Origin of the sequence: Sulfurimonas sp. HSL-1716 (assembly GCF_039645975.1) — a bacterium.
Lineage (GTDB): Bacteria > Campylobacterota > Campylobacteria > Campylobacterales > Sulfurimonadaceae > Hydrocurvibacter > Hydrocurvibacter sulfurireducens.
This window is the reverse complement of record NZ_CP147918.1, coordinates 723989-737425: the sequence shown is the minus strand read 5'-3', so window position 1 is coordinate 737425 and position 13437 is coordinate 723989. Positions and strand designations below refer to the sequence as shown.

The window sequence follows — 13437 nt, the reverse complement described above, 5'->3', positions numbered from 1 at the left end:
AATCTCTTAACCTTTCACATACCATTCGTTCGGATCATTTTTCTGATCTACGGGGAAATCATTAGTATCTAATCTAGGTATCAACAACCTACTGCCGACAGAAAGATCTGCTACATCGACATCGGTTGTAAATGCCGCTTTACAATTTAATTTAGCCAGGATATCAACGGCTTCATTTGAATATGAGCCATAAGGAAAACAAGCGGTCCAATTATCTATATCGACTCCCACTTCTTGTAAAAAACTTAAAGACGAGGTCAGATCTTGCTCTAATTTTTTCTTGGAAAGTTTATTCCACCAATAGTGATCATACCCATGACATCCTATGTGCATCCCCTCTTTTAACATCTCTTTTATGTTCGATCTGCTCATATATAGTTCATCACTAAACTCTTGCTCATCTTTATTTAGAAAAAGTGAAAATAAAAAATCCGTGATCTTATATCTTACCTCTTCATCAAGTTCAACCTGAAGCAGCCTTTTTACAAATACGACATCCTTATCGTCAAATCTGTTCGCACAAGCAAGTTTATTATAATAATATTCAAAACTATCAAGTCCATACTCATCTCTATAAATATTCAACTGCTCTTTAATGGTATCGACGATCTTGATCGTATCGACTTGGGATGCCAAAATGAAATGTATTTTATTCACGTCCAGAACCTTATTTTCACAAACGGTTTTTGCGGGGATATAAAAACTTCCCTGAACTTTATTCTCTGCTAAAACAGGAAAGACATTTTTATAATGATCGATATAACCGTCATCAAATGTCAAAAGAATTGACTTTGGAGGTAATTCTTTTTGATTTTCCATACTAAAAATCAACTCTTCCATAGTAATAAACCGATAGTGTTTTTTAAAAAACATTATTTGTTCTCTGAACAGTTTTAAGTCTAGACCTTTTATATTTGGATATTTTGAGTTTTTTAAATCTCTCACATAGTGGTACATGACAACTGTTAGTTTTTTGTTCATATCTTGCTACTCACATAATTTGGTCTGTCTTGGTCACCGTCAGCCTTACATTGTCTAAACTTTAGGCCATCTGTTTTATCCGATACACAAAAAACGGAAATATTTTTTTGCACAAAAGGCTCAAAAAAGTTTGGCACGATTATGTCTTCGCTCTCAAAATCCAATCTATCGAACCCGGCGTTAAGCATATGGATATCTTCAAATCCATATGAAATAAAGTCACAATACTCATAATGATTATCGACTATATATTTATATAAAAAATTCGTTATATATCCCATGTTGCGTTCATCACCGTAAAAATCTACAATACGGTAAACTTTTCTATCCAGATATGCAGCCGTTCTGCAAATAAATATATTACTAATCAAACCCGATTTTTTAACCGTATAGATATCATATTTGTATATCGGATAGTTCACAAATCTTTTTTCGATATATTTTAGGTCTTTAAAAGGGACAATCTCTTTAAAGTCATCAAAAACAAATGATTGCAGCTCACTAATATCTTTAGCCAACTCTATTACGACATCGTTACTTTCGTGAAATGCTTTATAAGTTTTCAATATGGATTTGTCTCTGGTTTTTAACACTTTATATTCATCTATCGTATCATTAACCAAAAAGTATTGTTCCATTCTATTCCAATTCATTTTAATGATCTGATAGATCGGCTTTGTTTGAATACCTGCACCGGGTGCGGCAAAAAATCGATGTGGAACATTTTTTATAACAAAATCTCTGAGTTTCAATCCTAAAAGAGGAACGGTACAATCATCTCGTACTTTCCATAATGATCCTGCCAGATCGGGAATCTTCAAAAAATTATATTTAATAAAACCGAAAAGACCGATTATTTCATTTTGAGCATCTTGAGCTATCGCAAAATTTAATTTTTCCTTGTCTTGAAATTCATATAAGAAAAGATGTTTATCAACAGAAAGAATATGATTTTTTTTCCAATATTTATCTAAAAACTCCATGATCTTTTCTGTATCGTTAATAGTCGCAAAAGATATGTTCATTATTAACTATTACTTTTATTTTTAAGGATTTCAGACAATCCATCTACGGTCGCTGCCCGATCATTTAAAATATCATCCGTGTCCAGTGTTACGCCAAAGTTCGTTTCAATATCCAGCAATAAACCGAATAAGGAAAGAGAATCCACATAACCGTTCTCAAACATATTGATCTCACTATCTATTTTGTTTTTTTCTATTCCTGTTTTTTCGCAGATCCAAGAGATCAAAAATTCTTTATATTCATTCATATAGTATCCTTTACCTTTATAATTTGACCCATTCTTTCTTTTCAAACGACTCTTTTGCCTTATGAAACAGGTTTAAACCGTTCTTCGCGTGTTCGATTCCAAAGACATATTTGCTTTTATAGGAGTTTTTCTGATTAAAATTATCGAACTGTTCTGCTATATCAGTATATAAATTTGCAAAAGCTTCGATAAATCCGGAAGGATGTCCCGACGTCATTCTATTATATCTTTTTTCATTTGCGATCATGCAATCATTGCCTCTATCCACAATAATCTTATCGCCGTTAAAAAAAGACATCTTTAATTCTTCTGATTTTTCTTGAACCCAGCTAGCACTTCCTTTTGTTCCATATACTTCTATGCTTAATCCGTTTCTATGTCCAATGGCACTTTTACTGATCCAAAGCGAAGCTTTTTTATTGTCCTTATAGTTTAAAAGCATTTTCACATCATCAATGACATTATATGAGGAAAATGTACTGAAATGCCCTATAATCTCATCAGGTTCCTCTTCAATGAGAAAATAAGCCAAATGATGTAGGTGTGCGCCTAAATCCAGACAGATCATTGGAATGTAATCATCTTTCAATCTCCAAGGCTGCGGATATTTTACACTTTTTGGAGGTCTTAAAAATGTTTCTTGAGGCATCTCTAGTTTAATATTTATTATTTCGCCTAATTCGTTGTTCACTATTCTTTCTTTTAGTTCCCTGACCATTGGATATCCGCTATAATTATTCGTTACTACCAAAAATTTATTTTTAGAGAGTTCTTCCAGTCTTACGGCATCGGCTAATGAAGAAACCAATGGTTTTTCACAGATCACGGGAATATTTTTGCTTAATAGATATTCCAATGCTTCAAAATGCAACGGTGTAGGCGTCAATATCGCAACGATATCGATATCTTCACATTCGAGCATCGTGATGTAGTTATTATAACTTTTTACATTCCATGCTTGTTCCATTTCATGATTAATTTCAGATTTACTGCTAAACACGCCTGCTACAACCTCAAACCTGTCATCCATTTGACTTGCAATATAATGAGGAGTCCCCGCTATTGAGTATTTACTTCCTCCGATAAAAGCCAATTTATATTTTTTCATAATATATCTCCATCTTTTAGTTTTATACTGTAGTCATCAAATGATCAACTTATCTATTACATACTCTAACGGATAATCCATCTTCTCCAACGCTTTTAATATTTCTCCATACCCTTGAACTGCCGTTATCAATATATTGTAATCGGTATTTTTTAAAACTTCCGGCGGTTTAACATCTTTACCGCAAAACTTCTTTGTATGCTTTTTTACATCGCTATCAACAAAAAACTCTATCTCAAAATCTTTAAAAAATATACTTTTTTCAAGTAAACTTTTTGAATTCCCGCTTGCACCCCATATGACTATTTTAGGATATTCGCTAGGTTTTGCAATAAAATCAAGTCCTACATACCGGCATATCTCGTCCACATTTAATTCTTTTACGAACTTTATATCTCTTATTCTTTGTAAAACAATCTCATCGAAGTAAACCGTTTTACAATTTATCTTTTTCAATAACCCGTATAGGATTATCATATTTTTTGTGAAATCGATATCAAGATGCTCATATTTGAAATCCATACTAATTTGAAATAAGCAATTTTGAAGTTCGTTCTTTTCTATCAGATCTGCAAAATTCTCAAGATCTTCAATCGTTCCATTACCCTCAGTAAATAAATATTTAATCGTTACTAAGTTTGGATTTATGGACGAATACTCTATGAGATTGCCTATAACGTCTTTTAAATTATTTCGGCCTCTGACCAACTCAAAAGTTTTTTCAGATCCCGAATCTATACTTGTTGTCAATTGCAGTTTATTTTCTGATAATAATTTTTCTACTATCTCGGATCTTTTTATTCCATTGGTAACCAGCCTATGTCTTGCATTTGGAATTTTATTTGAGATCTGTTCTAAGATGCCGTCAAAATTTTTATCGATAGTCGGCTCTCCTCCGCCCCACACAACGGTATGGCAGTTGTCTAAACTGCCCTCCTCTAAAAATGCGTCTATCGTTCCCATAATATTATACGAAGGCTGTGATCCGCCGTAATATTCATCACTGCAATAGGAACATCTTAAATTACACACTGAATGATATTCGAACGAAAGATATCTGATGTCAAGAGAGTTTATCGCATCCCATTCTTTATATTCCAAGAAAGGACAGCCGTCACAAGGATTTTCAATGCCGGTATTTATTTGATGATGCAGCTCTTTTTTCGCATTTAAAATATCATAACTGCTAATTATCTGCTCAGGATCTTTCTCAACAGAGAGTATGGTCACATCCCCTTTTCTTTGGTTATTTACAAAAAATCTTCGACAGCAGGTATTGACTTCATTTGGTCTTAGAAAAACAGAATAGTGCAGATCGGTACAACTCCAGCTCTTCCCTTCCATACTGCTGACATAATCAAGCACCGCTTCTACTCTCTTGGCAAGACTCATATCTCGTTTAGACATTATGTCCATAAACTCTTTTGTGATTTGACAATACGAGGTCTTACATGTTGATGTTATATTTTTTATTTTATCAATACTTATTAACTTTAAAGAATGGTCATATAAAAATTCATATAGTTTTATAATTTGTTCCCTATTTGAAGAGTGTCTCCTAATCTCCTTCACACGGCTTGCAACCATACCGATTAAACCTAAAGAATAGCTTTCTAGAAATTTTTCTGACAACAACCCGCTGCTAATAGCATCTTTTAAAGTCTTTCCTATCTCACGCCATGCTCTAATATACCCCTCAATATGCTTTTGCGAGACTGTATTTATAATCGATTCTTCTCTATGGCTTTTTAAGTATAGGATTTTATTTAAATAGCCTGTTTTTTCTGCAAATTGATAAATTTTATATATAAAATCTATATCTTCATGCAGACCACCTGCAAAATATATATTATGTTTTTTTATAAGATCCTTTCTCATTGCGGTATAAATGACCGAACCGTCCATTCTTGCAGAAAGAAAATTATCTATTAACGTGTTTTTATCAAATAAAAATTTACCGTCTCTTCTCCCGGTATAAAAATCTTTTCTTGATTCATTATGTTTTGCGGAATCTCTTGCCCAGTCAAATCCGACTGCCATCAGATTTTTATCGTTATGAACGATATACGAGTTTAATGAAGACAGATAATCCTCCGTTACGATATCATCGCTATCTATAAATAATAGCCACTCTCCGTTTGAAGCATCGATGCCATGGTTTCTTGCAGTACCCGGACCTCCGTTCTCAGTTAACTCAATTAATTTTAGGTTCAATTTATTATATTTTTTAACTTTTTTTATCGTATCGTCACTTGAGGCGTCGTCTACGACAACGACTTCAAATTTATCATGCGGAAAATTTTGTCTATTCAGACTATCTAAACATTTATAGATAAAACCGCTGGAGTTATATGTCGGTATTATGATACTAAAGATAATATCTTCATTTTTTTTATTAACTATATCCATACTAGATCCTATTTTAATATATCAAAAATTCAATTTTCAAGGCTTTTTAGAACTACCCTTGCCGGTGCACCATCCGTTCCTATCAGTTTTAAAGGCATACATATAAGCTCATATCTTCCACTTTTAATGTTCGCCAGATTCAAACCTTCAAGGATAATTACGTTTTTTTCTAACAAAAATTTATGAATACTAGCATCTTTAGAATTAAATGATTCAATAGACAAATAATCTATACCTATCAGACCTATATTATTTTCAACTAAATATTTGGCAGCACTCATTCCCAATGAGATGAAATCCTTATGAAAAAAATCATCTTTCCAAAACGTAGAATTTTTAGTTTTAAATAAAATCTTCGTATACCCATGTATGTTATATGATCTGATATCTTCATACTCTATGGTTGTTTGAACATCGACCTCTATTACGAGGCAGTCACCGATCAGCAGTTCAATATCTATCGCATCGACCGTATCGCCGGATTCAATAAAATGATACGGAGCATCTATATGCGTACCGCTATGGACTCCCATGCATAAATTCGTTACGTTACAGAGATCGCCCTTTGCAATGGATACCGACTTCGACAGTTCAACGGACGGATCACCAGGCCAGGATATCATATTTTTCGAAACCGGAACAGAAACATCAAATATTTTCATTATCATTCCTTAAATGAAAAGTCATTGTATCGCTCATACCTTTTTTTTGATATCCATGTTGACCAAAATAATCTCTTTGCGCTTGTATCAGATTTGCAGGCAGCACTTCAGACGATATTGAATCTAAAAAAGACAAAACGGATGACATCACAGGTATCGGAATACGGTGCGTAATGGCTGTAAGTACGGTTTCTCTTAAATTTTCAACTTTTAAGTTTACACAGTCTATTATTTGCCGGGACAGTAAAAGATTTTTATTATTCGTATTTTGTTTCTCAATAATATCCACTAATTTATATAATATCTCTGATTCAATAATACATCCGTTTAACCAAACTTTGGCAACTTCTTGAATGTTTATGTTCCAATTAAATTTATCAGAGGCTTCAGAAATGATCATCAGTCCGTTTACATATGAAATAATTTGTGCTAAATACTGAGCATCTTTCAATCTCAATAAATGCGTCTGTATTTGAGCATATAACTCCTTTTCACTTACACTTTTGGAAGAGTAACAAAAACGTAAATCTGATAGACTTGATATATATCTTTCATTTACAGAGGCTGTTAACGGCGGTGCCGGGACACCTAGGTTTAATGCAGCGATAGAGGTGTCTTTGCCTGTTCCTTTATGACTGGAACTATCAAGGATCTCATCTAAAATATAATTACCATTCTTATCGGTCATCGTAACTATTTGTGCAGTGATTTTCATTAAGTAACTGCGTCCCTCTGCTTCATTCCAATCATCATACACTTTTTTAATTTCATCAGGCTGCATATTGAGCATTCTTTTTTGCATATCATATGATTCTGCTATGATCTGCATTAACGAATATTCGATACCGTTATGCACCATTTTAACAAAATGCCCGGAACCTTCAGAACCGATCCATCGACAACAATATTCATTGTTTCTATCTTTAGCAGCTATTGCCTGCAGTATCTCTTTTGTATCGTTCCATGCACTTACATCGCCGCCGACCATTATTGACGGACCTTTTAAAGCGCCTTCAGAACCTCCGGAAATACCGCATCCAAGATACCTGATCTGTTTTGATGCTAAAAAGTCAAGTCTTCTTTTTGTATCTTCGTAATGTGAGTTCCCGCCATCTATCAAAATATCATTTTTGGCTAAATACTGAATTGTTTCTTCTATAACCTTATCCACCGCATTACCTGCAGTAATCATCATTAAGATTTTTTTAGGATTTTTAAGAGAGCTTACAAAATCATTTATGTTCAAAAATCTGGTAACAGTTTTGTTTCTACATTTTTTATCCATAAATTTTTGTACGGCTTTCTCTTCATTGACATCATACCGATTGAAAACTGCCACATTAAATCCATGGTTTGCAAAATTTAATGCAATATTTTGTCCCATGACGCCAAGTCCATATACACCTATATCGTATTTCACAACATATCCTTACCAATTTGAGTCATTATTTTACTACATATCTCATCTACAGAGTTATCATTACCCATAGAGACGGTCAATACATTATTGTTTATTTCCAAAATATCATATTGACTTTTTAAAAGCTCTTCTGAGAAAAAATGATTCTGTCTCGCTTTTAAACGTCGATAAGCAGTATCATAATCTATATCTAAAAATATATATTGTACGATATCAAACGATCCTTTAGACAATATTTTTCTATATTTTTCTTTTAATGCAGAACATGCAAGAACACTCATCTTATTGTGCTCATTCCAGCCCTTGATCTCTTGAGATAACTTCTCAAGCCACTGTGATCTGTCATCATCCGTTAAAGGAATATTATTTGCCATTTTTTCAATATTGATATCAGAATGATAATCATCTGCATCATAAAAAGGACAGGTCAACAGTTCTGCCAATCTAATACCGACCGAAGTTTTACCCGCCCCTGATACGCCACAAACTATATAGATCATTTTATATCTTCATTAACTTTCTAATTAAAGCCGAGGCATCATAATCTTTGAACATCTCTTGAATTTTAAACTTCATCACTTTTCCCATTGAATTTTTCGGCAAAGCTTCAATAATTTCATATCCCATGGGCTGTTGAAAATCGGCTAAAGAATTTCTACACTCTAATTTAATTTTTGTTAAATTAAAATCCATATTCTTTTTCGGCACTATTACAGCAACTACCGCTTCTCCGAAATAGATATCATCAACACCTATCACTGCACATTCTTCAACAAATTCAAATTTACTGATAACATCTTCTATATCTTTTGGGTACACTAAAGTACCTCCGACATTGATGACATCTTTTTTTCTTCCTTTGAAATATAAAAACCCTTCATCATCGACGTATCCGATATCTCCTGTATAAAAATATCCGTTTTTTACACTTTCATTCGTTGCTTTTTCATTTTTATAATATCCTACAAATTTTGTAAGAGTCTTACAAATAATCTCACCTTCAGTATTTGCAACAACTTCTTCACCATTATCATCAACTATTTTTAAGTCAACATATCTTAGAGGCGTTCCAACACTGCTCACTTTATTTTTACTATCATTAGGTGATAAGTTTGTTGCTGTTCCTATTTCTGATGCCCCATACATTTCATGGAAATCAGCATTAAACTGTTTAATGCATTCACTTTTTATATCATCTTTTAATAACGCTGAAGATGAAACAACTGTGCGCAATGAATCCAAATTAAAAGTCTTCTCTTTTAATTTGAGTAATAACAATTCCAAGTTAGACGCAACTAGTATTGCAAAAGAAACTTTATGTTTTTCAACAGCTTCTAACCAAACCTGAGGATTGAATTTTTTTAGAAGCACTGATGTAGCACCTAACATAATAGGGAGTAAAACAAGTCGCTGTGCTAGAGAGTGGTACATAGGCGATGATGCGATTATAACATCCTCTTGAATCAGTCCATAAAGTTCTTTTGCACTTAGCATAGCCCTATTAATCTTTGTTTCTTGAGAAAAAATGATTGGCTTTGGTTCACCTGTCGATCCAGATGTCATCGTTAGAATATATGGACTGGTTATATCTATATCATATTGCCCCAAAGAGTATGTCTTTGTTCTATATCTTTTTATATCTTGAAAAACTTTACTCTCTAAAACTTTTTCACCGACAACAATCCATTTTTTACTATCCAGAATGGTTTGTAATTTGTCTGCGTGCTGCTTTATAACATTTGACAAGCCGATAATATATTGAATATCTGAACTTTTCATTGCTTTTTCAATAGCATCATCACTCATAGTTGTGTTGATCGGCACTAAAACAGCACCTAAGTTGGCAACTGCAAACATTGTTACAACAAACTCATATGAATTATCTAATAAAATCAATATATGTTCTTTTTTTTGAACACCAACATTTTCTAAAAGTTGAGATAAACATTTAACATCTTCCGTCAACTCCGAATATGTATACGTTTTATCAGATACAATAATAGCTGCTCTGTCCGGAAACTGTTTTGCATTTTTAATTAAAAAGTTTATTATCATAGGCTAAAATCCATCATCTACTATATTTTGTCCTTTTGTATTTTTACTTTATCATTTTTCATTAATTATATGTGCCTTTAATGTAATAAGCTGCTCAATTAATAAATCAAATTTTTCCTTATTAAAAAATTTATAATAAAACAACTGTACAATCGTTTTATAGTTTAATTCGAACTTTTTATTCTTATCTATATCAACAAAAACAACAGGTTTTTTATAAACCCAATCTTCTGCATTTATAGGATTTTTTTGAGCATTTTTATAATAATTTAATGTATCTAGTTTGGAGAACATCGCACGTTTTTCATTTTTAAAAACATTTTTAAGAAAACCATTATACTCATAATCTCTTACTGTTCTATAATTTGAAAAGCAACTCATGATTTTTCTATCTGTTAAAAATGTTGTGTGAGTTTTAACTAATTCAGACTTTTTCAAATGGTTTTCAATTGCATATTGATAAAAGATATCTTGATTATACCTATAACTAGTATAAAAAGACTGCATTATAAAAACTGATATTATACTAAGTAATAGTATTTTACCAAACATATTATTTATTTTCCTCATCAATTGTACACTTGTATACACTAAAATTGATATACCTAGAGGCATTAACAATTGATGACGTGAATCCCAATCATATACTCTGGGTAGTTTACCTACCATAATATATGGAAAAACTGCAAACAAAAAACCACTTATTCCTATAAAAATAAATGTATATGAAATTTTCTTACTTATCTGTAAATTTCTAAATATATACAATAATCCCAACAAAACAATAGTAAAAAAATATAAATGTTTATAACTATATAATAATGCAATTTCTGCTGGTTCATAAAAGGAACTATAAATAGATCGATGGAATAGATCAAAGAGCTTGATTAAATCAAAATGTATGCTATTATAATTTTCATATGCTCCATAAGGAGGAAAGTAGTTTATTTTAATTAACCAATATATAATCGGTAGTAATATAAAATCTATATATTTAAAAAGAAATGATTTAATTTTAAAGTTTTCTTTTGAAAATTCATATTGCAATGCATATAATAAAACCAACCCATAAAATACGAGTAGTGAATTGACACTGAACGACAGAAAAAATAATATATATATTAGAATTCTTTTAAATATATTTTGAGAGTTTTGAATATATTTTACAAATAAAAAAAATGCTATAAAAAACAAAAGCAAATAAAAGTTTGATGGTAAATTAATTAATGCGATTTTTGCACTGTTAAGTGGTATTACTAGATATAATAAAACTATACAAAAAATATCTTCATCTCGTAACTTATCGAGAGATTGTAAGATTTTAAATATCAAAATACCTGTAAAAAAATATGAAAAATAAGTAATAAACCTATATATGACAATACTATTATCAAAGTACAATAATATTCCATGTATTGGCGATATAAAATCCAAGCCACCTGTAGCCTGATTAAAAATATTATGAATAAAGCTATAATCATGCCCTATAAGCGAATAATCATCCCAATATATCCCATCATAATTCAAAAAATTAAGAATATTTGTAATACAGTAAATGAGAAACAGTATCATATATCTTTTATTAGTTTGAGAAATAGTCATGAACAATCCTGCTAATATAGTAAATATCTTTTGGCTTTAATTGATAATACATGGGCAGCCTTACCAATCTTTCACTTTCTCGTGTTGTAAAAATATCTTTCCCAACAAATCTACCGAACTTTTTACCGGCAGCGGACGAATGCAGAGGTACATAATGAAATACTGCAAATATTCCATTTTTGTTTAAATATTCTAAAAATTTTGTTCTTTCTTCAATATCTTTTACTTTCAAATAAAACATATGAGAATTATGAATACATTCTTTTGGGATATTGGGAAGTTCTATTAATCTTTTTTCTTCTAGTGGTTTTAATTCCTTATAATAACTTTGCCAAGAATTTAATCTGTTTTGATTAATTTCATCTGCTTTTTCAAGATTACCCCATAAATATGCTGCACTAACATCATTGAGAAGATAGCTGCTTCCTATATTTACCCATGTGTATTTGTCGACCATCCCTCTGAAAAACAGGCTCCTGTTGGTTCCTTTTTCTCTTATGACTTCTGCTTTTTCAATAAACTGTTTATCATTTATTATTAAAAGTCCGCCTTCTCCCGCACTTGTATAATTTTTTGTTTCATGAAAACTATAGGTTCCTAAATGCCCGATCGTTCCTAGTGGTCTGTTTTTATAACTGCTCATCATTCCTTGAGCTGCATCTTCTACAACAAAAAGACCATATCGTGATGCAATTTTCATAATCGCATCCATTTCGCATGCTATGCCGGCATAATGAACAGGAACTATAACTTTTGTTTTATTTGTGATCGCTTGCTCTATTTTTGTTTCATCTATATTCATGGTATCGGGACGGATATCTACAAAAACAATTTTTGCCCCTCTTAAAGTAAAAGCATTTGCTGTACTGACAAATGTATATGAAGGCATAATAACTTCATCTCCTTCTCTTATATCAAGAAGTATTGCTGCCATTTCAAGCGCATGAGTACATGACGGCGTTAAAAGTACCTTTTCACAATTTAGCTTTTCTTCAAACCATTGATGACATTTTTTTGAAAAGTCTCCATCTCCTGAGATTTTAAGGCTTTTTATCGATTGCAATATATATTGTTCTTCATTCCCAGTCGAAGGAGGTTTATTAAACGGTATCATTTATCTTTTCCTTCCTACTATAAATAAACTTCCGCCACATAAGTTTGGCAAAAATCGGTTTAATTTATTTTCTATTCTTGATATCCAAAGCAATAAGTGATTTAGAGGTGAAATTATTGAAATATCTTTATCATATTCTTGATTTTTGACTTCTCTACCGTTATCTTTTTCAAGTAGTCGCCTTAATATAAGTAGTAAAATTATACTTATAAAAAAATACCTTGCACTCAATACTTCAAAACCTTCTTCCTCTAATTTTTGCATCAATTGTTTTTTTGTATATCTAATTTTATGTCCTGCAATAGCATCACTTCTATTCCAAAGCCACATATGCGAAGGAACCGTTAATACTATTTTCCCATTTTCCTGAAGCATTCTGTTAACATTTTTTAATGCCGCGCTTGCATCTTCGATATGCTCAAGCACATCAAACATACAAACTGCATTAAATTCATTTTCAAATGGAGTGTCAAGTAAGTTGAATTGATAACATTTTTCTATACCGTAGCTTTGAGCATATTTTAATCCTGTTAAATGCATTTCTCCTACAGATATATCTTTATACTCATTTTCTATCAAGTACCTTGATACATTACCTGTACCCGCACCTATTTCTATGATTTTTTCATGTTTTTCAATAAATTTTTTTATATTGTTGAAGATAAACTCTTTTCGTGCAATAAACCAAAAATGTTTTTCTTCTTGTTTATAAAGGTTTTCTAAACCCTTTACATTGTAATCTGCATGACCATCGATAGTTTCATGAAAAATTTTGATGTTATCAACATTTTTATACTCCTGTAAAATCATATA

The 13437-nt window shown here is 31.7% G+C and carries 12 protein-coding genes; all 12 read right to left on the bottom strand.

What is annotated here, in order from left to right; genetic code table 11:
* Positions 1-6: 6 nt before the first annotated feature.
* Genes WCY03_RS03880 through WCY03_RS03825 form a run of 12 tightly spaced genes read right to left on the bottom strand, consistent with a single transcriptional unit; the run spans position 7 to position 13434 of the window.
* Positions 7-981, bottom strand: a complete 975-nt coding sequence (locus tag WCY03_RS03880; protein WP_345993682.1) for a polysaccharide deacetylase family protein — start codon at positions 979-981, stop codon at positions 7-9.
* Positions 978-1964, bottom strand: a complete 987-nt coding sequence (locus tag WCY03_RS03875; protein WP_345993681.1) for a hypothetical protein — start codon at positions 1962-1964, stop codon at positions 978-980. Before WCY03_RS03875 ends, WCY03_RS03880 begins: the two co-directional genes overlap by 4 nt.
* A 44-nt stretch (positions 1965-2008) precedes the next feature.
* Positions 2009-2254: an acyl carrier protein gene (locus WCY03_RS03870; protein ID WP_345993680.1), complete on the bottom strand. Its 246-nt coding sequence runs from the start codon at positions 2252-2254 to the stop codon at positions 2009-2011.
* Between the two features lie 16 nt (positions 2255-2270).
* Positions 2271-3362, bottom strand: coding sequence for a Gfo/Idh/MocA family oxidoreductase (locus tag WCY03_RS03865; protein WP_345993679.1), 1092 nt, complete (start codon positions 3360-3362; stop codon positions 2271-2273).
* A 36-nt stretch (positions 3363-3398) separates the two neighbouring features.
* The gene (locus tag WCY03_RS03860; RefSeq protein ID WP_345993678.1) at positions 3399-5771 is read right to left on the bottom strand and encodes a glycosyltransferase; all 2373 of its coding nucleotides are present in this window, start codon (positions 5769-5771) and stop codon (positions 3399-3401) included.
* Between the two features lie 29 nt (positions 5772-5800).
* Positions 5801-6433, bottom strand: coding sequence for a cyclase family protein (locus WCY03_RS03855; RefSeq protein ID WP_345993677.1), 633 nt, complete (start codon positions 6431-6433; stop codon positions 5801-5803).
* Positions 6420-7853, bottom strand: coding sequence for a decarboxylating NADP(+)-dependent phosphogluconate dehydrogenase (gene gnd, locus WCY03_RS03850; RefSeq protein ID WP_345993676.1), 1434 nt, complete (start codon positions 7851-7853; stop codon positions 6420-6422). Before gnd ends, WCY03_RS03855 begins: the two co-directional genes overlap by 14 nt.
* Entirely contained in the window at positions 7850-8353 is a 504-nt protein-coding gene (locus WCY03_RS03845) for a gluconokinase, GntK/IdnK-type (RefSeq protein ID WP_345993675.1), read from the bottom strand. The genes gnd and WCY03_RS03845 overlap by 4 nt, the downstream gene beginning before the upstream one ends.
* Position 8354: 1 nt before the next feature.
* The gene (locus WCY03_RS03840; protein ID WP_345993674.1) at positions 8355-9908 is read right to left on the bottom strand and encodes a class I adenylate-forming enzyme family protein; all 1554 of its coding nucleotides are present in this window, start codon (positions 9906-9908) and stop codon (positions 8355-8357) included.
* Between the two features lie 51 nt (positions 9909-9959).
* Positions 9960-11510 carry a hypothetical protein gene (locus WCY03_RS03835; protein ID WP_345993673.1) on the bottom strand — a complete coding sequence of 517 codons (1551 nt, stop codon included), beginning with the start codon at positions 11508-11510 and terminating at the stop codon, positions 9960-9962.
* Entirely contained in the window at positions 11491-12624 is a 1134-nt protein-coding gene (rffA, locus tag WCY03_RS03830; RefSeq protein ID WP_345993672.1) for a dTDP-4-amino-4,6-dideoxygalactose transaminase, read from the bottom strand. Before rffA ends, WCY03_RS03835 begins: the two co-directional genes overlap by 20 nt.
* A complete protein-coding gene (locus WCY03_RS03825) occupies positions 12625-13434 on the bottom strand; it encodes a class I SAM-dependent methyltransferase (protein WP_345993671.1) in 810 nt (269 codons plus the stop codon).
* Positions 13435-13437 lie beyond the last annotated feature (3 nt).

Coding starts and splice junctions, on each gene's coding strand:
- WCY03_RS03835 (WP_345993673.1), bottom strand. CDS start 11,510: ATGACTATTTCTCAAACTAATAAAAGATATATGATACTGTTTCTCATT.
- rffA (WP_345993672.1), bottom strand. CDS start 12,624: ATGATACCGTTTAATAAACCTCCTTCGACTGGGAATGAAGAACAATAT.
- WCY03_RS03875 (WP_345993681.1), bottom strand. CDS start 1,964: ATGGAGTTTTTAGATAAATATTGGAAAAAAAATCATATTCTTTCTGTT.
- WCY03_RS03865 (WP_345993679.1), bottom strand. CDS start 3,362: ATGAAAAAATATAAATTGGCTTTTATCGGAGGAAGTAAATACTCAATA.
- WCY03_RS03825 (WP_345993671.1), bottom strand. CDS start 13,434: ATGATTTTACAGGAGTATAAAAATGTTGATAACATCAAAATTTTTCAT.
- WCY03_RS03880 (WP_345993682.1), bottom strand. CDS start 981: ATGAACAAAAAACTAACAGTTGTCATGTACCACTATGTGAGAGATTTA.
- WCY03_RS03845 (WP_345993675.1), bottom strand. CDS start 8,353: ATGATCTATATAGTTTGTGGCGTATCAGGGGCGGGTAAAACTTCGGTC.
- WCY03_RS03870 (WP_345993680.1), bottom strand. CDS start 2,254: ATGAATGAATATAAAGAATTTTTGATCTCTTGGATCTGCGAAAAAACA.
- WCY03_RS03860 (WP_345993678.1), bottom strand. CDS start 5,771: ATGGATATAGTTAATAAAAAAAATGAAGATATTATCTTTAGTATCATA.
- WCY03_RS03840 (WP_345993674.1), bottom strand. CDS start 9,908: ATGATAATAAACTTTTTAATTAAAAATGCAAAACAGTTTCCGGACAGA.
- WCY03_RS03855 (WP_345993677.1), bottom strand. CDS start 6,433: ATGAAAATATTTGATGTTTCTGTTCCGGTTTCGAAAAATATGATATCC.